25 protein-coding genes are annotated in these 21,552 nt (G+C 69.6%); 15 read left to right on the top strand and 10 right to left on the bottom strand.

Annotated features, from left to right (window positions below; genetic code table 11):
- Positions 1-7: 7 nt before the first annotated feature.
- Both QM708_RS13455 and QM708_RS13450 read right to left on the bottom strand, forming a co-directional pair.
- Positions 8-688, bottom strand: a complete 681-nt coding sequence (locus QM708_RS13455; RefSeq protein WP_415109477.1) for an ATP-binding cassette domain-containing protein — start codon at positions 686-688, stop codon at positions 8-10.
- Positions 685-1,416, bottom strand: coding sequence for an ATP-binding cassette domain-containing protein (locus QM708_RS13450; RefSeq protein WP_415109474.1), 732 nt, complete (start codon positions 1,414-1,416; stop codon positions 685-687). The genes QM708_RS13455 and QM708_RS13450 overlap by 4 nt, the downstream gene beginning before the upstream one ends.
- 33 nt (positions 1,417-1,449) lie before the next feature.
- On the opposite strand from QM708_RS13450, the gene QM708_RS13445 reads away from it, so the two are divergent.
- The 4 genes from QM708_RS13445 to QM708_RS13430 all read left to right on the top strand — a co-directional run bounded on the left by QM708_RS13445 (position 1,450) and on the right by QM708_RS13430 (position 5,113).
- Positions 1,450-2,943 carry an MFS transporter gene (locus QM708_RS13445; protein WP_415109471.1) on the top strand — a complete coding sequence of 498 codons (1,494 nt, stop codon included), beginning with the start codon at positions 1,450-1,452 and terminating at the stop codon, positions 2,941-2,943.
- A gap of 192 nt (positions 2,944-3,135) precedes the next feature.
- On the top strand, positions 3,136-3,519 hold the full coding sequence (locus QM708_RS13440) for a GntR family transcriptional regulator (protein WP_415109468.1): 384 nt from the start codon (positions 3,136-3,138) through the stop codon (positions 3,517-3,519).
- Entirely contained in the window at positions 3,516-4,424 is a 909-nt protein-coding gene (locus tag QM708_RS13435) for an ABC transporter ATP-binding protein (RefSeq protein WP_415109465.1), read from the top strand. Before QM708_RS13440 ends, QM708_RS13435 begins: the two co-directional genes overlap by 4 nt.
- Complete coding sequence (locus QM708_RS13430; protein ID WP_415109462.1) at positions 4,421-5,113, top strand: hypothetical protein; 693 nt, start codon at positions 4,421-4,423, stop codon at positions 5,111-5,113. Before QM708_RS13435 ends, QM708_RS13430 begins: the two co-directional genes overlap by 4 nt.
- Before the next feature lie 1,675 nt (positions 5,114-6,788).
- On the opposite strand, the gene QM708_RS13425 is transcribed toward QM708_RS13430, so the two are convergent.
- Complete coding sequence (locus QM708_RS13425) at positions 6,789-8,270, bottom strand: MDR family MFS transporter (RefSeq protein ID WP_415109459.1); 1,482 nt, start codon at positions 8,268-8,270, stop codon at positions 6,789-6,791.
- A 285-nt stretch (positions 8,271-8,555) separates the two neighbouring features.
- On the opposite strand from QM708_RS13425, the gene QM708_RS13420 reads away from it, so the two are divergent.
- The 4 genes from QM708_RS13420 to QM708_RS13405 are packed head-to-tail and all read left to right on the top strand — an operon-like array spanning position 8,556 to position 11,517.
- Positions 8,556-9,290 carry a response regulator transcription factor gene (locus QM708_RS13420; RefSeq protein WP_415109457.1) on the top strand — a complete coding sequence of 245 codons (735 nt, stop codon included), beginning with the start codon at positions 8,556-8,558 and terminating at the stop codon, positions 9,288-9,290.
- Positions 9,291-9,293: 3 nt separating this feature from the next.
- Positions 9,294-10,286: a sensor histidine kinase gene (locus tag QM708_RS13415; protein WP_415109455.1), complete on the top strand. Its 993-nt coding sequence runs from the start codon at positions 9,294-9,296 to the stop codon at positions 10,284-10,286.
- Positions 10,287-10,318: 32 nt separating this feature from the next.
- The gene (locus QM708_RS13410) at positions 10,319-10,969 is read left to right on the top strand and encodes a hypothetical protein (protein ID WP_415109452.1); all 651 of its coding nucleotides are present in this window, start codon (positions 10,319-10,321) and stop codon (positions 10,967-10,969) included.
- Positions 10,927-11,517 (top strand): OmpA family protein, encoded by a 591-nt coding sequence (locus QM708_RS13405; RefSeq protein WP_415109449.1) that lies wholly within the window; start codon positions 10,927-10,929, stop codon positions 11,515-11,517. The genes QM708_RS13410 and QM708_RS13405 overlap by 43 nt, the downstream gene beginning before the upstream one ends.
- An 83-nt stretch (positions 11,518-11,600) precedes the next feature.
- Here the strand turns inward: QM708_RS13405 and QM708_RS13400 are convergent, their stop codons facing one another.
- Entirely contained in the window at positions 11,601-13,436 is a 1,836-nt protein-coding gene (locus tag QM708_RS13400; RefSeq protein ID WP_415109446.1) for an alpha/beta hydrolase, read from the bottom strand.
- Between the two features lie 344 nt (positions 13,437-13,780).
- Between QM708_RS13400 and QM708_RS13395 the strand changes: the two genes are divergently transcribed.
- The gene (locus QM708_RS13395) at positions 13,781-14,584 is read left to right on the top strand and encodes a hypothetical protein (protein WP_415109443.1); all 804 of its coding nucleotides are present in this window, start codon (positions 13,781-13,783) and stop codon (positions 14,582-14,584) included.
- A gap of 230 nt (positions 14,585-14,814) precedes the next feature.
- On the opposite strand, the gene QM708_RS13390 is transcribed toward QM708_RS13395, so the two are convergent.
- From QM708_RS13390 to rpmB, 4 genes are all read right to left on the bottom strand, one after another.
- Entirely contained in the window at positions 14,815-15,003 is a 189-nt protein-coding gene (locus QM708_RS13390; protein ID WP_415109440.1) for a hypothetical protein, read from the bottom strand.
- A gap of 84 nt (positions 15,004-15,087) precedes the next feature.
- Entirely contained in the window at positions 15,088-15,390 is a 303-nt protein-coding gene (gene rpsN, locus QM708_RS13385) for a 30S ribosomal protein S14 (RefSeq protein WP_415109437.1), read from the bottom strand.
- Positions 15,390-15,560: a 50S ribosomal protein L33 gene (rpmG, locus tag QM708_RS13380; RefSeq protein WP_415109434.1), complete on the bottom strand. Its 171-nt coding sequence runs from the start codon at positions 15,558-15,560 to the stop codon at positions 15,390-15,392. The genes rpsN and rpmG overlap by 1 nt, the downstream gene beginning before the upstream one ends.
- Positions 15,560-15,796: a 50S ribosomal protein L28 gene (gene rpmB / locus QM708_RS13375; protein ID WP_415109431.1), complete on the bottom strand. Its 237-nt coding sequence runs from the start codon at positions 15,794-15,796 to the stop codon at positions 15,560-15,562. The genes rpmG and rpmB overlap by 1 nt, the downstream gene beginning before the upstream one ends.
- 53 nt (positions 15,797-15,849) lie before the next feature.
- Between rpmB and QM708_RS13370 the strand changes: the two genes are divergently transcribed.
- From QM708_RS13370 to rpmF, 4 genes are all read left to right on the top strand, one after another.
- Positions 15,850-16,119 (top strand): type B 50S ribosomal protein L31, encoded by a 270-nt coding sequence (locus QM708_RS13370; RefSeq protein ID WP_415109428.1) that lies wholly within the window; start codon positions 15,850-15,852, stop codon positions 16,117-16,119.
- The gene (gene ykgO / locus QM708_RS13365) at positions 16,116-16,238 is read left to right on the top strand and encodes a type B 50S ribosomal protein L36 (protein ID WP_275702890.1); all 123 of its coding nucleotides are present in this window, start codon (positions 16,116-16,118) and stop codon (positions 16,236-16,238) included. The genes QM708_RS13370 and ykgO overlap by 4 nt, the downstream gene beginning before the upstream one ends.
- Before the next feature lie 3 nt (positions 16,239-16,241).
- Positions 16,242-17,336, top strand: a complete 1,095-nt coding sequence (locus tag QM708_RS13360) for a CobW family GTP-binding protein (protein WP_415109424.1) — start codon at positions 16,242-16,244, stop codon at positions 17,334-17,336.
- A gap of 73 nt (positions 17,337-17,409) precedes the next feature.
- Positions 17,410-17,583 (top strand): 50S ribosomal protein L32, encoded by a 174-nt coding sequence (gene rpmF, locus QM708_RS13355; RefSeq protein ID WP_415109421.1) that lies wholly within the window; start codon positions 17,410-17,412, stop codon positions 17,581-17,583.
- Between the two features lie 6 nt (positions 17,584-17,589).
- Here rpmF and QM708_RS13350 read toward each other — a convergent pair whose 3' ends face one another.
- Complete coding sequence (locus QM708_RS13350; protein ID WP_415109418.1) at positions 17,590-18,786, bottom strand: aminotransferase class I/II-fold pyridoxal phosphate-dependent enzyme; 1,197 nt, start codon at positions 18,784-18,786, stop codon at positions 17,590-17,592.
- Between the two features lie 37 nt (positions 18,787-18,823).
- On the bottom strand, positions 18,824-19,606 hold the full coding sequence (locus QM708_RS13345) for an alpha/beta fold hydrolase (RefSeq protein WP_415109416.1): 783 nt from the start codon (positions 19,604-19,606) through the stop codon (positions 18,824-18,826).
- A 185-nt stretch (positions 19,607-19,791) separates the two neighbouring features.
- Between QM708_RS13345 and QM708_RS13340 the strand changes: the two genes are divergently transcribed.
- On the top strand, positions 19,792-20,670 hold the full coding sequence (locus QM708_RS13340; RefSeq protein WP_415109413.1) for an HAD family hydrolase: 879 nt from the start codon (positions 19,792-19,794) through the stop codon (positions 20,668-20,670).
- 29 nt (positions 20,671-20,699) lie between these two features.
- On the top strand, positions 20,700-21,539 hold the full coding sequence (locus QM708_RS13335) for a Cof-type HAD-IIB family hydrolase (protein ID WP_415109410.1): 840 nt from the start codon (positions 20,700-20,702) through the stop codon (positions 21,537-21,539).
- Positions 21,540-21,552 lie beyond the last annotated feature (13 nt).

Here is a 21,552-nt window from a genome sequence, read left to right as displayed (position 1 = left end):
GACGGCGCTAGTGCGCGACGGGCGTGAGCGTCACCGTGCGCGTGCAGCGCCGGGCGAACGCCGGGTCGTGGGTCACCAGCAGCAGCGCCACCTCGGAATGTTCGACGATCCCGAGCAGGGCGGACGACACGGCCTCGGCGGTCGCGCCGTCGAGGGCGCTGGTCGGCTCGTCGGCGACGATCACCGCCGGTCCGGCCGCGATGGCGCGGGCAATGGCCGCGCGCTGGGCCTGGCCACCGGAGACCTCGCTCGGGCGCCGGTCGAGCAATTCCCGCTCCAGGCAGGCGAGTTCGGCGGCCCGGTGGAGTGCGCGCTCGGTGGCGTTCTCCCCCGTCAAGCGCCGGACGGCAAGCTCGATGGAATGGCGCAGCGTCCAGCGCGGCACGAAGGCGGCCGCCGGATCCTGCGGGACGCCCTGCACCAGATGGCGCTTGGCGCGGGCGGGCCGGACGCGGTGCGAGCACCAGTGCTCGCCGCCGACAATGACGTGCCCGCCCTCGGGCGGACGCAACCCCAGCACCACCTCGGCCAGCGTCGACTTGCCGGCGCCGGAGCGCCCGACCACCGCCACGGACTCGCCGCGGTGAATGTCGAAGGTGGTGGGCGCGAGGGTGCGGCGGGCCTGCGCGCCGCGTCCGTGCACGGCCGACACCTCGACCAGCTCGATGACGGGATCGGTGGCGGTCATCCGCGGACCTCCTCGCGGGCGCGGCCGGCGGGAAGTTCGGTGAGGACGCCCCGGCGCACCGCGATCCGGCGGGTGGCCAGGCGTTCGGCGACGGCGCCGTCGTGGGTGGCGACGACGAGCACCTGGTCGGCGTCCACAATGCCCAACAGCAGTTCGAGCACCTGGTCGCGGGTGTCGTGGTCGAGGGCGCTGGTCGGCTCGTCGGCGAGGATCAGCGGCGCGCGGGTCAGCGCCGCCAGCGCGACCGCCGCACGCTGCTGCTGGCCGCCGGACATCTCGGTCGGACGCCGCCGGTGCAGCGCCGGATCGGTGAGCCCGGTTGCGTGCAGCACCTCGGTGACCCGCGCCGGCGTGGCCCCGGTTACGCGGTGCAGCTGGCGCGCGAGCCCGATCAGCGGGTGCAGCGCGTCCAGTCCGCGCTGGGGCACGAAGCCGACCCGGTCGAAGGACGCCGTGCGCTCGCCGGTGAACCGCAACCCCGCGGCCCAACGCCCGGTGAGGGTGCTGAGCAGCATCGACTTGCCGCTGCCGGACGGGCCGGTGACCACGACGCGATCGCCGGGGTATAGCGCGAGATTCGGCACGCTCAGCAGGGTGGTGTCGGCACGGACCACGCTGACCCGGGCGTCGCGCAGGGTGATGACCGGGGCGTCCGGCGCGTGGCCGACGACGGCCGCGCCGGACGCGTGCGGCGCCGGCGAGGGCGCAAAGCTAGGATTTACACTCATACTGATAATCATTTTCAGCGAGAAGGGGCGTGAGTGCAAGTCGAGGACCATCACGGCGAGTCCCGGGCGCCCGGCGCACCCCGGCGAACAGCCGCCGCCCCCTCTCGGACAGCCGCTACCCCGACCCTCCTCGGCGCGCAGTTGCTGTTCAACATCGGCTTCTACGGGGTGGTGCCGTTTCTCGCCCTCGTGCTTACCGATGATTTCGCGCTGGCCGGCACCGCGGTGGGGGTGATCCTCGGCGTCCGCACCTTCGCCCAACAGGGCTTGTTCCTGGTCGGCGGCACCCTGACCGACCGCTTCGGCGCCCGCGGTGTGATCGTGGTGGGCTGCGGCGTCCGGACGGCCGGGTTCCTCACCCTCGCAGCCTCGCTGGAGAGCGCCCCGCCGTCACTGCCCCTGTTCGTCGCGGGCACGGTGCTGACCGGACTGGGAGGCGCCCTGTTCTCGCCGGCGCTCAACACCCTGGTCGCCGCGGCCGACCTGCGCACGACCACGCGTGACCGACGCCGTCCGGCGTCATCGGCCGACGCGACCAGCCGCAGCCCGCGCGCGACGCTGTTCGCCTGGCTCACCGTCACCGGCGAGGTCGGGGCGGCGATCGGTCCCTTGCTGGGGGCGGCACTGCTGGGCTGGGGATTCGCGACCGTCGCCGCGTCCGGGGCCGCGCTCTTCGCCGCGATCGGGGCGATCCTCTGGCACCTCCTCCCCGGAGCGGACCGGCCCACGACACCCCCGGCCATCCACTCACCCCCACCCGAGCCCCACGACTCCGCCGCCACCTCGCCCCCACCCGAGCCCTGCAACTCCGCAACCACCTCGGTGGCGCCCCAGCCCGGCGGCTCCGCCACTACCTCGGCCCGCACTTCGGGCTTGGTCGTGACTCGCACGGCCACACCGCACCGTCGGCTCTGGGCGTCCCTGCACGATCGCCGCTTCGTGAGGTTCGCGGCGCTGCACGCGGTCGATCTGGTCGCCTACAACCAGCTCTACCTATCGCTGCCGCTCGCCCTGGGCCGGGCCGACGAAGGGGCCGCGCTGGTCGGTTGGCTGTTCGCGTGGGTCTCGGTCCTCACCCTCACCCTGCAGTTGCCGCTGGCGCGCGGGTGCGCCCGGTTGGGCCCGGGCCGGTCGCTGCGGATCGGCTACGCGCTGTCGGCGTCCGCCTTCGCGACCCTTGCTCTCGCGGCGATCCTGTCACCCGAGGAGTGGCCGGCCTGGCTGCCGATGCTGGCGGCGTCCCTGATGATCACCGGGCACTTGATCGCCCAGCCGACCGCGCTGAGCACGGTGCCGGCCTTCGCCGCCGGGCGTCCGACGGGATCCTTCTTCGGGCTGCTGTCGACGATGGGCGGCGTGGCGGTCCTGCTCGGCAATCTGGTGGTCGGCTCACTCCTGGACGCCGGCGCGGCCTGGCCACTCGGCGCTGCTCTGCCCTGGGTGGCGCTCGCCCTGCTTCCGCTGATCTCGGCGATCGGGATCGGCCGGGTGATCCCGGCGACGACGCACTCCACCACGGCGCACTGACCACCGCCACGCGCTCGCCCCCGCGGCACACCGATCACCGCCTCACCCCCCTCGCCGCGGCACACCGGTCACCGGCGCGCCCCTCACCGCGCCACGCCGCCCCCCACACCATCCCCCGCATCCCTTGACAGCACCACCACCCGCGTTGCATGGTTAGTTACCCAAGTAAGTAACCATGCAACCGGAGGGGCCATGATCGAAGAAGGCCGCCCCCTGTTCCTGCAGATCGCGGAGAACGTGGAGGACTCGATCATCGACGGCAGCCTCGCCGAAGAGGCGCAGGCACCGTCGACCAACGAACTCGCGGCGTTCTACCGGATCAACCCGGCCACCGCGGCGAAGGGAATCGCCATGCTCACCGACAAGGGAATCCTCACCAAGCGGCGCGGAATCGGCATGTTCGTCACCCCCGGCGCCCGCGAGCTGCTGCTCGCCGAGCGCCGCACCGCGTTCGGCGTCCGCTACCTCGACCCACTGCTCGCCGAGGCCCGCAAGATCGGCCTGGGCCCCGATGACCTCGCCCGCCTGCTGACCGAGCGGGCCGGACAGACCAGCACGGAAGGAGCCACCCGATGACCACCGTGATCGAGGTCCACCACCTCACCAAGCGCTACCGCGACGTGCTCGCGGCCGACGATGTCAGCTTCACCGTCGAGCAGAACACCATCTGCGGGCTGCTCGGCCGCAACGGCGCCGGCAAGACGACCGTCATGTCGATCCTGACCGCCCAGAACTTCGCCACCAGCGGCCAGGTGCGCGTCTTCGGCGAGGACCCGTACGAGAACGCCCGCGTGCTGTCCCGGATGTGCTTCGTGCGGGAGAGCCAGAAGTATCCCGAGGACGCCACCCCCACCCACGCGTTCAGGATCGCGCGGCTGTTCTACCCGCGCTGGGATCAGGCCTTCGCCGACCGGCTCATCGCCGACTTCCGGCTGCCGGTCACCAAGACGATCAAGAAGCTGTCCCGCGGCCAGCTGAGCGCGGTCGGGGTGATCATCGGCCTGGCTTCGCGCGCCGAGATCACCTTCTTCGACGAGCCCTACCTGGGCCTGGACGCCGTCGCGCGGCAGATCTTCTACGACCGGCTGCTCGCCGACTACGCCGAACACCCGCGCACCATCATCCTGTCCAGCCACCTGATCGACGAGGTGGCCAACCTGCTCGAGCGGGTGATCGTCCTCGACGCCGGCCGGATCATCATGGACGCCGCAACCGACGACGTCCGCGATCAGGCGGTGGCCATCGTCGGCGACACCGCCGCGGTGGACGCCTTTACCGCCGGCCGCGAGGTGATTCACCACGAAAGCCTCGGCCGGGTGTCCAGCGTCACCGTGCTCGGACGCCTCGACGCCGCCGACCGCGCCCGGCTGGCCGAGGCCGGCCTCGACGTCGCCCCCGTGTCGCTGCAGCAGCTGATCGTCCGGCTGACCCAGCGCGCCTCGGGGCAGCCCTCCCCGACCGTAGAAGGAGCACTGCGATGAACCGCACCCTGAACGTCGTCCGCATGCAGCTGGTCAACCGGCAGACCTTCATCTGGATCCCGCTGATCGTGCTGGCCGGCGCCTTCGCGATCACGATGGCGATCCATCTGGCCATCACCAGCCTGGGCGGTGAAGTGCAGATCTATCTCGGTGCCCAGACCCCGATGTGGTACTTCGCGATCGTGGGCGCCCAGTCGCTCACCCTCACCTTCCCGTTCGCCCAGGCAATGAGCGTGACCCGGCGCGAGTTCCACCTCGGCACCCTGCTCACGACCGCACTCACCACGCTGGTGCTGACCGCGCTGATGATGGCCGGTGCCCTGGTGGAACTGGCGACCGGCGGCTGGGGCATGGACGCCTTCTTCTTCTACACCCCCGCGTTGTGGGGCGGGCACGTCCTGGTCGCCGGCCTGGGCTATTTCACCTTGACGATGCTGTTCTTCTCGTTCGGTTTCTGGGGCGCGACGATCTACAAGCGCTTCGGCGGTGTCGCGCTCACCACCACCCTGGTCGCCCTCGCGCTGGCGATCGTCGGCGGCCTATGGGTGGCCGGACGCCTGAACGCCTGGTCGCAGCTCGGGGCCTGGTTCGTCGCCCAGGGCGTCCTGGGGCTGTCGCTATGGGGGCTACTGCTCATCGCGGCGCTGGCGGCGATCTCCTCCGTCTCGCTGCGCCGCGCCGTCCCCTGACCACTTCACCAGAAAGCGATCCAGGAGGGTTGTTCGTAACCCCTGGACATGCCCCAGACGATGAGGTTTCCGCGTCACGGCGGTTGGTCGACATGTTCTCGCCGGCATCACCGGCTTCCTGATGATGCTGTTCGGCTTCGTGGCCATCGCCCGGGTCGTGTGACGCAGAAGTTCACCATGACTCAAACGGTGCTCGAGGTTTCCGCATCACGGGGGTTGGTGGGGCGTCGGTGGCCTCATCGAAGGTGGTGCACCGGGCGTCCGCTGACCGAAGCCGACCAGCGCGGCGACGACCCGGTGATCGGCGGAAGGATCGGGCCTGAACACGGGCCCGATCCTTCCCACTTCATCCTCGCTACATCGCCTAGGCCCCCGAATCCGGGGACGTGAGAACAAGCGGGCTGGACTACCAACCCGATCCTTCTCTCATCTCCGCCGGACGCCAGAACTGACAGAGAGATCAGATGCCAGGAGGCACCATCCTTTGGCGCGCAGAAGCCGTCAATGTAGAGACGTGGCGAGTAGACGCACCACGATTTTGCATTGATGGCGCGGACGCCCCCGTGAGGGCGCGGTCTTGCCTGCTTCCCGGCTTAGCCGGTGGCGCTGGCGTCCTGGTGCGGCATGGTGTCGCAATTCATACCTTGCCAGGTAGGTGATGCAGCACCAGACCGCACAGGCAATGACGGATCGGTTCGCCCGCAGGCAACGAGCACTTCTGCTTCTCCGTTCCCGGGGATCGGTGCCGCTGGAACTTTGGTCGGTGAGTCGTTTGTAGCGCTCGACGGGGCTCCAGGGCTGGTTTTCGGGCGTCGAGTGCTACAAACGACTCCCCCGCAGACCCATGTGGCCGAGATTCCACGATATAGCGCCATGTCGCCCAGGCCGCCGGAGGCGGCTGCCCATCGCGATCCACGCGCCGCCTCCGCTTCCACGACATCGCCTCGCGCATCACCTCTCGGAGCCAGTCGTGTTCCGCGCCCGGTCGATCGCGAGAATCAGCCACTCGAGGTCACCCAAGCGGGGGGACAGGACCCTCGAGTGGCAGATTCTTGCGACCCCAGAGGCTAACGCTTCGGCGATTGCCGGCACTGACGCACGGCTCGCAGCGCGAGTCGCCCATAACGGCGTTCACGCATACCCACACCAAACACCAGCCCCTCGGGCTGCGTTCACACCAACCTGCCTCAGCGAGGGTGACGGAGCACACACTCGCTGACGTAGCTCTGCTTACTCGGTGTGGCGCGTGCTGCAGCATGCGCCCGGTGCTCCTTCCTCACGCGCGGCGACCGAGCCTACGCTCCATCACCGGTCAATCAGGTGGACGCGACCACGGCGGCAGCAAGGGCGGCGTCCCCGACGCTGACGCTCTGGTCGGAGGTGCCGCACGCCGCCCGGTTTCCGGACTGTCGCCCTGTTTCCTACCCGGGCGACTGTGACTACACCGGGCGACAGGACGGGCGAACGTGACTAACCCGGGCAACAGCGACCAACCCGGGCGAACGTGAACAGCGCGGGCGGCGAAGGCGGACCACCTTCCCCAGACAGAGTTCCGGGAACCCTTCAGATCTGGCCATCGCGCCCCTCCCGGATCTGAGTGGAGTCGGCCAGAGTGCCGCGTCCCCCGCTCCGGGTTCAACCGGAACGGGGGACGCGGCACTCCAGGATGGCGCGATCAGGCGTCGGCGTCCGCCGGCTTGCGCAGGAAGAAGGACGTGATCACCGCGGCCGTCCACACCGCGCCGGCGCCCAGGAAGGCCCAGTGCGAGCCGGCCAGCAGCGCGGCACCCTCGGCGGCTCCCGCGTCGCGAGCCACCTGGGTCTGCATGGCGAAGACCGTGACGAACAGGGCTGTCCCGGCGGCGCCCGCCACCTGCTGCACCGTGCCGACCGTCGCCGAGCCGTGCGAGTAGAACCGCTTGGGCAGCGATCCGAGCGCGACCGTGAACAGCGGCGTGAAGACGAACGCGAACGACAGGCTCATCGCGACGTGCCCGGCCGTGACGGCCCACCAGGGCGTCGACGGCGCCAGCGTCGAGAAGAACAGGAACACCGCCAGCACCACGAAGCTCGCCGGGATCACCAGCGGGCGCGGCCCGAAGCGGTCGAAGAGGCGTCCCACGATCGGGCCCAGAACACCCATCGCCAAGCCGCCGGGCAGCATCATCAGCCCGACGTGCAGCGGCTCCATCCCGTAGGACCGCTGCAGCAGCAGCGGCAGCATGATGATCGTGCCGAACAGCGCCATCATCGCCAGGGCCATCATCAGCAGCGCGATGGTGAAGGTGGGGTAGGTGAAGGTGCGCAGATCGAGCAGGGCGGCGTCCGACTTCTGCAAGGCGAGCTGGCGGGCGACGAACCCGATCAGGCCGGCCAGGCCGATGCCGACGGCGAGCGGCGCTTCCCAGAAGGGCGCGTTCGCGTCGCCGAACATGCTCAGGCCGTAGATGAGCGGGCCGAAACCGAGGACGGTGAGCAGCACCGACCAGACGTCCAGCGGGGTGTTCTTGGTCTCGCCTGCGTTGCGCAGCTTCCACAGCCCGAGCGCGAGCATGGACAGCGCGATCGGGAGCATGGTGGCGAAGATGAGCCGCCACGAGCCGAGCTGCAGCAGGACGCCGGACAGCGTCGGCCCGACCGCGGGCGCCACCGAGATCACCATCGAGATGGTGCCCATGATGGCGCCGCGGTGCTTGGGGTCGACCAGCCGCATGATGGTGGTCATCAGCAGCGGCATCATGATCGCGGTGCCGGACGCCTGCACGACCCGGCCGGCCAGGAGCAGTTCGAACACCGGAGCGACCGCGCACAGCGCAGTGCCGAGGCTGAACAGGGTCATCGCCGCGGTGAACAGCGCCCGGATCGGCAGCCGGTCGAGCAGCCAGCCGGTGATCGGGATCACCACCGCCATGGTCAGCATGAACCCGGTGGTGAGCCACTGCGCGAGGCGTTCGGTGATGCCGAAGTCGGCCATGATGTTGGACAGTGCCACGTTCATGGTCGTCTCGTTGAGGATGACGACGAACGCGGCCACCAGCAGGATCGCGATGATCGAGCGGTGCGGGTTCTGCGCCTTGCCGACAGCGGACGCCGCGGCGTCCGCTGCGCGGGCTGCGTCGGAGCCCGCCGAGGCGAGGGGTTCTGTGCTGGTGGACACGAGGAGGTCCTTCCGGGAGATCGACCGATGTTGCAGGTCGCCGTCGACCAGACGTTCCATGATACGGCACGGTCCGGCGTGTGACGCCCCCGTGTGTCGCAGGGTTGCGACACGGCTGCGATGGAACCAGCACCACTGCGACGAGGGCGTGCATTAGCGTCGAGGCGACCCCATGAAAGGTACCGATGATGATGCTTCGCCTTGTCACCTGCTGTGCTGCGGCAGCGGCGGCGCCGCGCGCCTGCTCGCCGTCGGCGCACGCCACCACCGTGCGGGGCGACGGTCATGTCGAGTGATCAGGTGATCTCCCCATCGATCCGCCTGCTCCTGGTGGACGACGATGAGGCGATCACCGGGGGCCTCGCGCCGCTGCTGGGCCGCGAAGGCTTCGGCGTCGAGATCGCCGCGGACGGAGGCGCGGCGCTCGCCCGTCTCGCGTCCGGCGGGATCGACATCGTCGTGCTCGACATCATGATGCCGGGCATGGACGGCCGCGAGACATTGCGCCGGCTGCGGGCCTCCGGTTCCTCGGTGCCCGTGGTGCTGCTGACCTCGGTCGGCGAGGCGTCCGAACGGGCGCGGGCGCTCGACGAGGGGGCCGACGACTACCTCAACAAGCCCTTCGACGCCGGCGAACTGATCTCGCGGGTACGCGCGGTACTGCGGCGCGCACGCCCGGGGCGTCCGACGCTGGCCAGCGCGCAGACGCTCGCCGCCGGGCCGCTCACCTGGGACCGGGTCGGACGCCGCGCGCACCTGGCCGGGCGCGAGATCACCCTGACCCCGAAAGCGATGGCGCTGCTCGACTACCTGATGACGCACCCGGACGAACTCATCACCCGGCAGCGGCTGCTCGAGGTGGTGTGGGGATTCGACGACCTCATCGGTACGCGCGCGGTCGATCACCGGATCGCCGAACTGCGCCGCGTACTGGGCGAGGATTCCGCCAACCCGCACTGGATCCAGACGGTCCCGGGCGCGGGATACCGGTTCGTCGCGCCCGTGACGGACGGGCGGTAGACCATGCCGGGTTATGCGCGGACCGCGTTCGGTACCGCACTGGCAGGCACCGTCGTGTCGCTGCTGGTGTGGTGGATGACGCCGGATCTGGTCATCACCGTCACCGCGAATCCCGCGGTGGTCGTTGCGCTGATCGCCGTCGCCGCCGTGATCGCGGTGGCCATTCCCGGCTGGTGGCGTGCGGTGCGCCGCCGCCACGCCGAGGCCCTGGAGCGGCAGCGTGCCGACCTGTGGGCGTGGGCGGGCGCCCGCGAGGCGGCGGCCCGTGACAGCGTCGAGCAGACGCTCACCGCCGAACGTGCCCGCCTGCTCGGCCGCATCGACCACGAACTCAAGAACCCCGTGATGGCGACCAATCTGGCGCTCGACCGGCTGCGCGGCGCCGAGCCGGGCTCAGCCGAGGCGTCCGAGGCGCTGGAGGTGATCGCCACCCAGTCGGAGCGGTTCGCCACGCTATTGCAGAGCCTGCGCAAGATCACCGATGTCGAGCACCGCGAACTCGACCTCGAAAGCGTCGACCTCGCGGCGATCCTCACCGTCGTCCAGGCCGAAGCGGAAGCGACCAGCGCGGGGGCGGCCCGCACGTGGGCGCTCGCCGTGCCTCAAGCGCCGTGGCCGCTGCCTCACGTGACCGGCGACCACGACCTTCTCTATCTGGCCGTGCACAACGTCGTCGACAACGCGATCAAGTACACCCGCCCCGGCGACCGGATCGAGATCCGCGCCGCCGAAGCGGACGGCGGTGTGACCGTCGAGGTCGCCGACACCGGTGCGGGCATCCCCGACGGTGAGATCGCCGGCGTCTGGGATGAACTCTCCCGCGCCTCGACCTCCCGCGGCGTTGCCGGCCAGGGGCTCGGGCTCGCGCTCGTGCGCTCCGTCGTCCAGCGGCATGGCGGACGGGTGTCGCTGCGCTCGCGCGTCGATCAAGGCACCTCCGCCGCCATGTGGCTGCCTTTCGGCGGCCCGACCACCGCACGTCCCGTCCTTCCCTGAACCGTCCCGACCCATCCTTGAGAGGAACCGTCATGAAACGTCTCGCCCCACTCGCGCTGGTCGCGGGCCTCGTCCTGACCGGCTGCACCATCAGCATCGGTGGCACCGCCTCGTCGGCACCGCCCGCGCCCGATACTTCCGTAGGGGCCGGGGCCGCCGGCAAGACGTCCTTCGATCCTGGCCAGGTCGTGCCCGGCTACGCCCCGGGCCAGTTCCCGCCCGTCCCGATGTTCCCGCTCCCCGACACCGCCGTGGTGTCCGAGGGTATGGAGAAGGTGCGCGCCGAGCTCGAGGCGAACCTGCCCGACCTGCCCGGTGTCAAAGTGACGGCGGTCCAGTGCGGCGCCGACGGCAACTATCTCAACCCTGACTCGTCGTTGGTGCTCTACGGCGACGGATCGGGCAGCTACGTCGGTCCGGACGGCAGCTACACCCGGGGTCCGGACGGCTCCGGAACCTCGGTGGGCGGCGAGGTGGTGATCATGCGCGACGGCAACGGTGGCGGTCAGTACGTCAACGGCGATCTGTCGATCACCAGTGACGGCAGCGGATCGGGCGCCTACGTCGACGGCAATGTGACCATCACGCTGGACGGTGAGGGGCCGGCACCTACACCGGACCGCTGGGGTCGATCGGGAACATGGGCAACGGCTCGGGCAGCTACTCCTTCGGCGATGTCGTGATCATCGTCGAGGCCGACGGGTCAGGAAGCTACGTCGACAGCCGGATCACCATCACCAACGACGGCAAGGGAACCGCACACGTGGTCAGCCCCACGTTCGTCGGCGATGTCAAGGCCGATCCCGTGCCGCCGGTTCCGCCGCTCGGCAAGTTCCCGCCGATCGAGCAGTTGCTGCCCACGTCAGACGCGTGCGGTTTCGTCGTGACGGTTGCCGACGGTGTCATGTTCGACTTCGACGATTCCGACATCCGGCCGGACGCCTCCGGCGTTCTGGACGACCTGGCCGCCGCCATGAAGGCGATCAACGCCTCCACCGCCGACGTGAGCGGCCACACCGATTCGGTCGGCTCCGACTCCTACAACCTGGATCTGTCGGAGCGCCGGGCCCAGTCGGTCGTCACGGCGCTGGTCCAGCGTGGTGTGACCACGGCGATGAACCCCAAGGGCTACGGCGAAGCACGCCCGGTGGCACCGAACGAGCTGAACGGCAAGGACAACCCTGCCGGCCGTCAGCTCAATCGGCGGGTCGAGGTCTTCGTCCGGTCCTGACCGGCATCCCGGCGGCGGTCCTCGTTCGAGGGTTCCGCCGCCGGCGTCTCGTCTGCGGCCGGCCGATCAGCCCGATCGTCAGTTCAGCCGATCGCCCAGGTGAGCGTGTTCGAGCAGGCGATCAGGGTGATCACCAGGCCGTTGATCAGGCCTCCTAGGTACGGGTTGTTGGTGACCCGGTAGATCTTGCGCGAGATCACCGTGCTGACCGGCAGGAACACCAGCAGCGGGAACAGCCACACGATGTACATGTTCGGCAGCGGCAGATGCCCGGTGTTGACGAAAGGCACATACTGGGCCAGCAGCAGGATCACCGCCGGCAGCGTGGCGAACACGGCAAGGATCGTGGTGTTCAGCCCTTCGCGCTCGTTCGCGTCGTTGGTCACCTTCACGAAGTTGATCGCATTGGCCGCGATCGAGGCGACGACGTAGAACGATCCGATCAGCAGCATCGGCAGAAGGGATCCCCACACGATATTCGCCGAGAAAGCCTTGACCGGCACCACCCAGATGCGGAAGTCCGTCTTGAAGAAGTAGTCGGCGACGAAGACGGTGGTGTACGCGGCCGCGACCACGAGGACCGCCAGCAGCACGGTCTTGCCGGCCTGCGGCCACGGCATCGCGAGGCCGCGCTCGGCCAGCCCGAGGCCGCGCCTGTTCATGTACGCCGCATAGAAGACACCGAGCACCACCAGGGTGAAGGCGGCGTTGGTGGCCGCCCAGACGCCGATACCGAACGGCGACGTCTGCGCGATGCCCTCGGCCTTGGTGATGTGACCGTGCGCCGCCGTCAGTAACGGCAGATAGACCGCGACCGAGAAGGCCGCACCCAGCACGAGCGTCGCCCACAGCCACACCTTGCCTGCGCGGTCGGTGGTGCGGATCGCCACCGGCTCGGGCGCACGCAGCGAGCCGAAGAACCGCGTCCGGAGCATGGTCTTGGTGAACGCCACCAGGAAGATGCCGAACCCGATCAGGCCGAGGGTGTTGAACGCCACCTTCCCTTGCCAGACCTGATCGCCCCCGGGCAGCGGGGACGGCGCGCCGAGCGCCTGTTCGAAGAACTCGATGGTGGCGTGGGTGGACTGGGCGGAAAAGTGCGACCACGGGTGGATGATCGACGGGTTGTAGATGACGCGCATCGCCTCTGCGCCGTCGACGGTCTGGGTGTAGACGGTCTCGGCGACCCGGGCGTCCTTGCCGGCGGGATCGACGCCGAAATGCAGGAACGACTGGGCGTTGCTGTTCTTGAGGAAGTCACGCGGCGCGGTCTTGTTGCCGTTGGCGTCCGTCTGTGTGAAGAACCACTCGTCGTACTGGCCGGCGACGATGCCCGCGTCGCGGGAGCCGTAGATGTCAGTCCAGACCTTGGTCTTGGAGTCGACGTAGGTCGCGTCGGCCGAGTTGAGCAGCACCGCCGCGATGTAGCGGGTGCCTGCCGCATTGTCCATCGCCACCGCCGCATTGCTCGACATACCGCCGAGCGAGTGCCCGGTGATGCCGATGCGGGTGGCGTCCACGTAGTCGAGCCCGGCGAGCATCTTGGCCGCCTGGTACATGCCTGTGACGATCTCGGTGGTGTTCGTCACGTTGTCGGAGTAGCCGTGGGAGTACATGTCCATCGACAGCACCACGAACCCACGACGGGACAGTTCGACGAAGTTGAGATCCTGCATCTCACGGTTGTTGTACATACCGTGGCTGACGACGACCGCGGGCACCTTGGACTCGGCGCTCACCCCGTCCGGCACGAATAGCAGACCGCTCATCTTGAGCCCGGGCGAGGTCTCCCACTTGAGATCCTTCACGGTGACCCGGCCGCCCGAGGTCTGGATCACCGACGCCCCGATCATGCCGATCAGCATCAGGATGAGGGCACCAACGAGCCACGCCTGTGGTCGCTTGCGCACGCTGTTCATCGTCTCGCCTCCTTGCGACGACTGTCTGGGCTCGGTGCCGCCTGAGACGACGCTGCCCTGTTGGCCTACCCCGTCAGTCAACCGCGCGGACGCCGTCCTCGCCACGGTCCACGACCAGACTGAGAATCTGTCCGGTTGACCGAACAGATCGTGCACGAACGTTCATGGGTGGTGCGCGCCGTGCCGGGATCCGCAGGCACGGACGGCCCCGTCCCAGCGGGCGAGATCGACTCGACCCAGGACGCCCAATAAGACAACCTATCCATGTCGTAATTGAGTAAGGGTTGCCTTACTCTTTCAGCTGCCGGCCCCCTCGGGCCGGACGAGGAACAGGAGAAGCCCCCATGGACATGTCGTTCGAAGTGCCCATGGCGGCCTGCGACCAGCGGATGCGGTCGCTGGTGCATCGGATGCTGGGCGGCTCCGCCGCGGCGTCGCTCGAGGCGTACCAGCTGAACGAGTGGCTGTCCTTCGTGGCGCACGGCACGACACCGCAGGGCTCGCTGGTGATCGCGGCGGCACCGCAGGAGATCCTCGGCACCATCCCGCCGGGGTTCCACGTCGAGGTGCGGCTCGACCTGATCAAGCAGACCCTCGATCCGTCGGTCACCATCCTCGCCGCCGCCGCCCACGTGCTGGGCACGCTCACCTGGGCGACCCCAGGCGAGGCCGCCGAGCACCTCGCCTCCGGACTACTGCCGGAGCGGGTGGTGGAAACCCTCACGGTTCCCGGCGCCCGCCTCGGGTTCATCGAGGTCGACCAGCTGATGCTGCGCGACATGACCGGCGCCGCCTGGCTGCCCGTCGAACTGCTCGACAGGCACACACCGACGGCGATCGAGGACGAGCACGACGCGTTCGGCGTCGTCGCCGAGTACGACAACGAGGCACTCAAAGACCTGTGCCGCGCCGTGATGGGCGGCAGCATCCCGGGCATCGTCACCTACGACCACCCGCTGGCCGGCATCTGCGCCCACACCGCAGGCCGCGTGTTCTGCCTCGACGTCGATACCACCGGCATCACCGTGATGCTGATCAGCCCCCACGAGACCTTGCGGGTGTTCGCCCAGTTCCCCGAGCCGGCCACTTCCCAGTCCGAACTCCCCCACCTGATCGGTTCGGTGATGAGGGCCGCCGCGTCCGTGTGACCTCAGGTCCGGACGCTCCCGGCCCAACGCATCCGTGCGACGCCACCGGCGGCTTCGTCGTGATCCATGCACTGCGATGTGCAGTTTGATGCTGCACAAGCCGGACGCCCCGTCAGGCGACCACCACATCGTCGGGAGCATCTCCCATGCTCGGCAGAACGACCGCGCTCAAGGCGGAGGAATCCGTTCAGATTGTCAGTCAGCGTGCGCGGGGGATACCGGAACCACCGTCAGGCCATGCTCTGGTAGACGAGGTCTCTCTCCAACGTCACCGCGAGGCGATCGTGACCGTCGGCGTCCACACCGTCATGGAAGACGCGCGAATGAACCTGAACCACCACCCCCGCATCGGGAAAGTAGCCGTCGGGTATACCGATGCGGCGTCCGTCGGTCGTGGTCAACGTGGGATTGGCCAGCATGACCGACAGCGAGGAGCCGCCCACCTGGCGGGTTGGGCGGCCGCCTACGCCTGATACTTCAGCGCCGTCGGCCGGGGCGAGGATTCACCACGATGACTTGGTGATGCCCGGCAGTTCGCCGCGGTGGGCCATCTCGCGGAACCGGATCCGGGAGATGCCGGCGACGCGGAGGAATCCGCGCGGGCGTCCGTCGACGGCGTCCCGGTTGCGGATGCGGACCGGGCTCGCGTCGCGCGGCAGTCGGCCGAGTTGGCGCTGGGCGTCCTCGCGCTCGTCGATGCTCGACGCGGTGCGGATGGTTTCGCGCAGCGCGGCGCGGCGCTCGGCGTAGCGGGCCACGGTGGCCTTGCGGCGTTCATTGGCGACGATCTTGGATCGCTTGGCCATCAGCGGGCCTCCTTGAATTCGACGTGCTGGCGGATGACCGGGTCGAACTTGCGCAGGCTCATCCGGTCGGGGTCGTTGCGGCGGTTCTTGCGGGTGACGTAGGTGTACCCGGTGCCCGCGGTGGAGCGCAGCTTGATGATCGGACGGTTGTCCTTGCCCTTCTTCGCCATCAGAGCTTCACCCCTCGTGCGATCAGGTCGCGGACGACCGCATCAATGCCGCGCCGGTCGATGGTGCGGATGCCGCGCGGGCTGACCGTGAGCGTCACCCAGCGGCCCAGCGACGGCACCCAGTACCGCTTGGACTGGACGTTGACGTTCCAGCGGCGGCGGGTGCGCCGGTGCGAATGCGACACGTTGTTGCCAAACGCGGGCTTCGCGCCGGTGACCTGACAGGTGCGGGACATGTCCCTCCTCATGCTAATGTTGATAATCGTTATCAACTAGAGTAGCAGGAGTCATGGCGAACACCGATCCCACCTACCGGCCGGTCGTCTTCCGCGACAAGTCGGCCGGCCTCACCTTCCGGACCCGCTCGACCGTCCAGACCGACGCGACCATCGAGTTCGACGGCGCGACCTATCCCCTGGTCGATGTCGAGATCTCCAGCGCCAGCCATCCGTTCTGGACCGGCCGCGACCGCGTCCTCGACACCGAGGGCCGCGTCGAACGCTTCCAGCGCCGCTACGGGCGCACCGACACCACGTCCACCAGGAGGAATGCACGATGAAGGTCCGCAATTCACTGCGCGCGCTCAAGATGCAGCCAGGCGCCCAGGTCGTCCGCCGCCGCGGGCGCGTCTTCGTGATCAACAAGCGCAACCCGCGGATGAAGGCACGGCAGGGGTGAGCGATGAGTGACGTCTCTGCTCTGAAGGTGCCGGTGATCCTCGTCTCGGGCGTGGACGCCGACACCATGGCCGTCGCATCGGCGGCGCTCGGCTGGGATCTGCCCGACGCCGTCGCCGTCCGCCACGACCTCGACCCGGCGCGCGACGTGCTGGTCCGCACGGTGTCGGACGCCTCCGGCCTGCTCGAGCGTGAGGAGCTCGAACTCGATCACGCCTGCGTCAGCTGCGCGATCCGCGAGGACGTCATTCCCGCCCTGCAGCGCCTGGCCTCCACCGGCCGCTGGTCGGCGATCGTCGCGCAACTGCCCGCCACCGCCAACGCGGCGCAGGTGTGCCGCGTCGCCAGTTGGGAGTCGGCTCGCCTGCCGCATGTGCGGGTCAGCGCCGTCGTCACGGCCGTGGACGCCGCCACGCTCGGCGACGACCTGCTCGGTGAGGAACTGCTCACCGAACTCGAACTGCCGGTGCGCGACGACGACGGCCGTGGCCTCGCCGAAACCCTGTGCGGCATGGTCGAATACACCGACGTGCTGTTCTGCTCCGCAGCACTGGACGCCGACGTCGCCGACCTGATCGGCGTCCTGATGCGCCCCGGCGCGCGCGTGGTCGACTCGGTGTCGCTGCTGGACGCCTCCGCGCTCGTCGGTGGCGTCCACGACTGCGAGGTCAGCGACGCCTGGGTCTGCGAGGTGCGCCGCGGCGCCCTGCCCGAGGCGACCGGTGCGGCGTGGGTGCTCGATGTGCGCTCCGACCGTCCGTTCCACCCCGACCGGCTCAACGAGTTCGTGGAGATCCTCGGCGGCGGGCCGCGCCGCTCCCGCGGCTGCTTCTGGCTGCCGAGCCGCCCCCATCAGGTCTGCGTCTGGGACGGCGCCGGCGGACAGCTCAGCATCGGCGCCGACGACACCTGGGACCGCGACGAGCAACCGCTCACCCGCATCGTGGTCGTGGGCATCGACGGCGGACGCGACGCGCTCGCCGCCGCCTTCCAAGCCTGCCTGCTGACCGACGCCGAACTCGCCGAACGCGGCAAGTACTGGGAGGTCTTCGAGGACGGCTACGAGCCCTGGCTCGGACCGATCCGCCGCGCCGCCTGATCCGCCGCACGCACGGCACCACTCCCCCACCAAGCCCGCACCCGCCCACCGGGTGCCGAAAGAGAAGGACACCATGGCCGTCCCCAAGCGCAAGATGTCGCGCAGCAACACCCGTCACCGCCGCTCGAACTGGAAGGCGACGCCCGCCGACCTGGTGCCGATCACGGTGCGCGGACAGGAGTTCCGCGTGCCACGCCGCCTGGTCCGCGCCGTCCAGCGCGGCCTGATCGACCCGTCCAGCTTGTAACGTGGACTAAGCCCGGAAACCCGCCAGCCGCTGGGCGGCCTCGTCGATCACGGCGTCCGTCTTGCAGGCGGCGAACCGGAGCAGGCTCGCCGCGGACCGGTCGCGCGGATCGGCGAGGAAGGCGCTCACCGGGATCGCCACCACACCGACCTCGTCGGCCAGGCGGTGACAAGCGGCGACGGCGTCGGTCAGCCCCAGGGGTGAGCCGTCGGCGATCTGGAAGTAGCTTCCGTCGGGGCGGTTGACCACGAAACCGGCCGTCTCGAGGGCCGTCGTGATCCGGGCACGGCGGCCGTCCAGACGCGCGGCGGCCGCGGCGAACCAGTCGTCGGGCAGGCCGAGACCGAGCGCCACCGCGGGCTGGAACGGCGCCCCGTTGACGAAGGTGAGGAACTGCTTGACCGCGAGCACCGCCTCCAGCAGTTCGGGGCGGGCGGTGATCCAGCCGATCTTCCAGCCGGTCACGTTGAGCGACTTGGCGGCCGAGGAGATAGTGAGACCGCGCTCGCGTCCGCCCGGGAACGTCGCCAGGCTGCGGTGCGGCCGGGTGAAGGTGAGGTGCTCATAGACCTCGTCGGCCACCACCAGGGCGTCGTGGCGTTCGGCGCGTTCCAGCACGAGTTCGATCGTCGCGTCGGGGAGCATCGCGCCGGTCGGGTTGTGCGGGGTGTTCAGCAGCACCACCGCGGTGCGGTCGGTGATCGCCGCGGCCAGGCGTTCCGGGTCGGGCAGGAAGTCGGGGGCGCGCGCCGGGACGGGCACGAGGCGTCCGCCGGCCAGGCCGACGAGCGCGGCGTAGGCGTCGTAGTAGGGCTCGACCACGACCACCTCGTCGCCGGCGTTCACGAACGCCAACAAGGTGGCGGCCAGCGCCTCGGTCGCGCCGGCGGTGACGAGCACCTCGGTGCCGGCGTCCCAGGACAGGCCGTACCAGTGCCGCTGGTGGGTGGCGATCGCCTCGCGGAGCACGGCCATGCCGCGTCCGGGCGGGTACTGATTCACCCCGCGCGCGATCGCCTCGCGTGCCGCCTCGGCCACCTCGGCGGGCGGATCCTCGTCGGGAAACCCCTGCCCGAGGTTGATCGCGCCACGCTCGGTGGCCAGCGCCGACATCGCCGCGAAGATGGTGGGCGCCATGGTTCCGTCGGCGCCGAGCAGGCCTGCGGCGCGCGCGGTGCGCTGCCAGGGACCGGTCACAGTCATGCGCTCACCCTAGTGGGACGCCACGAAGCGGTTCGCGTCAGCCCACGCCGGCGAGGAACCCTCCGATCGCGTCCGCGATCTGCGCTTCGGCCTGGGCCCGCGAAACCTGCGGGATTCCGTCACCGCTCTGCGGGCCGTAGCGCCCGAAGAAACTGTGCGGCGCACCGTCGATCACCTCCACCCGGGTCGCCGACGGCAGCCGGGTGACCCCGGCCTCGACCTTGTCGGCCGCCGCGATCGCGTCGTCGCCGCCGCGCAGCACCAGCGCGTCGAAGGTCGCGGCGGTGAGGTCGGTGGAGTCCTCGGAATAGGCACCCATCAGGATCAGCCCTTCCACGGCGTCCGGGTGCGCCGCGGCGTAGCGCGCGGCCATCACCCCGCCCAGGGAATGCCCACCGACCACCACCGGCAGTCCGGGCGCGAGCGTGCCCGCGACCGCCTCGGCCCGGTCGGCGCCGGTGACGGCCAGGTCAGCGAGGAACTCAGGGATGAGGGTCCGGACGCCGCGCGCGGCCAGCGCGTGACCGAGCCACTCGTAGGCCTGCGGCCGGACCAGGCCGCCGGGGTAGAGCACGAACGCGGTGGTCACCGGCCGGTTGGTGGGCTCGATCACGAGCACCCGTCCCCCGGCCTCAGCGACAAACGCGCGCGTGCTACCCGCGGGAACACCGTCGACCACGGCGTCCTGCCCCACCACGAGCGGCGAGCGCAGCACGATCGGCTGCGCGACGCCGATCCCGTACCCGAGCAGCCCGACGAGCAGCGCGAGGAGGACGGCCGGCCAGCGCCGGCGTGGGCGCGAGGTGTTCTTGGCGGTCACCGCGCACACGCTACCCCGAGGGCCTACACCGCCGGTACGGTCGGTCGCAGCGCAAGGGTGCGCATTTTGTACTGCTCGTCCCCGGGCATTGTCAGTGGCACTGATGTTCTTGGCGGCGTCTCGCCGTTGAGCAGTACGAAATACCCCTTCAGGGCGGCGCCCACCCTCCCTATAGAATCCGCACCGTGCATGAACAGCCTCACGACGCAGCCCCTGCCACGCGCCCTAGAACCGGACGGTCGATCTTCATCGACGTCGACGGCACCCTGATCGACCATCACGGCCACATTCCGGACAGCGCCAAGGCCGCCGTGCGCGCCGCCAGCGCGAACGGGCACTGGGTCTTCCTGTGCACCGGGCGTTCTCGCCCCGAGTTGTGGCCCGAGATCACCGACCTCGGCTTCGACGGCATGGTCGCCGGTGCCGGTGCCTTCGCGGCGGTGGGCGACACCGAACTGCTGCACCAGCATCTGGACGCCGATCAGATCAACCGCCTGGCCGACTTCTTCACCGGCCAGGGCATCGCCTACACCTTCGAGGGCGCCTACGGGCTTTTCGGCACCCGCACCTTCCGCGATCAACTCGTCAGCAAGATCGCCGAGGAGTACCCGGATCCGGATCGGCTCGCCGAGATGCGCCGCGGCATCCTGTCCTTCATCGACCGGCTCGAGGACGACCCGCGCCCGACGCGTCCGGTCAGCAAGGCGATGTTCATGTTCGAGGGCGGCATCACCTTCGACGAGATCCGCGAAGAGTTGAGCGATTTCCACATCATCGGTTCCTCGATGCCGTCCTACGGCTACTACTCGGGCGAACTGCAGATGGTCGGCGTGCACAAGGCCGCCGGCATGGAGGCCGTCCTGAACCATCTCGGTCTCGATCCGGCGGACTCGGTTGCCATCGGTGACAGCGACAACGATGTGGAGATGATGGGCTACGCGGGCCTGGGCATCGCGATGGGCAACGCCACGCCGCGCATCAAGGAGATCGCCGACGACATCACCGCCTCGGTCACCGAGGACGGCATCGCCAAGGCGCTCCTGCGTCACGGTCTCATCGACTGATCGTGGTGCGATCCCCCTCCTCGCCTCCCGTGACGGGGCGTCGCGCGATCTTCATCGACGTCGACGGCACCCTGATCGGGCGCGACGGACGCGTGCCCGGCAGTGCCCGGGACGCGATCCGCGAGGCCCGCGCGCGCGGCCATCTGGCGTTCCTGTGCACCGGGCGTTCCGGCGCCAAGCTGTGGGACGAGGTCACCGAGGTCGGTTTCGACGGCATGGTCGCGGCCTCGGGCGCGTACGCCGAGGTGGGCGGCGTCGAACTCTTCCATCGGTCGATGAGCGCCGAGCAGATCGACCGGGCCGCCGATTTCTTCGACGCCCACGGGGTCGACTACGGGTTCGAGGGATTGACCGGGGTGTTCGGCACCCGCGCGTTCCGCGACCAGCTCGAGAGCAAGGTGCACGAGCAGTACCCGGACGCCGTCCGCCTCGCCGAGATGCGCCGCGGCATCCTGTCCTTCCTGAACCGGATCGACATCGACCCACGGCCTCGGCGCGAGGTCAGCATGGCCCGGTTCATGTTCGAGGGCGGCATCACCTTCGATGAGATCCGCGCCGAACTCACCGGCTTCCGGGTCGTGGCGTCCTCGATGCCCTACTACGGCTATCACAGCGGCGAGCTCCTGATGCCGGACGTGCACAAGGCGACCGCCATGCAGGTGGTCCTCGCCCATCTCGGCCTGTCGAGCGCGGTCGCCGTCGCCCTCGGCGACAGCGACAACGATCTGGAGATGCTCGCCTATGCGGGGCTGGGGATCGCGATGGGCAACGCGCCGCAGCACGTCAAGGACGCCGCGGACGAGGTGACCGCCTCCGTCGGGGAGGACGGGCTCCGTCTGGCGCTGGCGCGCCACGGTCTGATCTCCTGACGCCTCCGGGACT

The sequence above is a fragment of the Propioniciclava sp. genome, from assembly GCF_047602245.1.
In the GTDB taxonomy this organism is placed as follows: domain Bacteria; phylum Actinomycetota; class Actinomycetes; order Propionibacteriales; family Propionibacteriaceae; genus Propioniciclava.
This window is presented reverse-complemented; position numbering and strand designations above follow the sequence as displayed.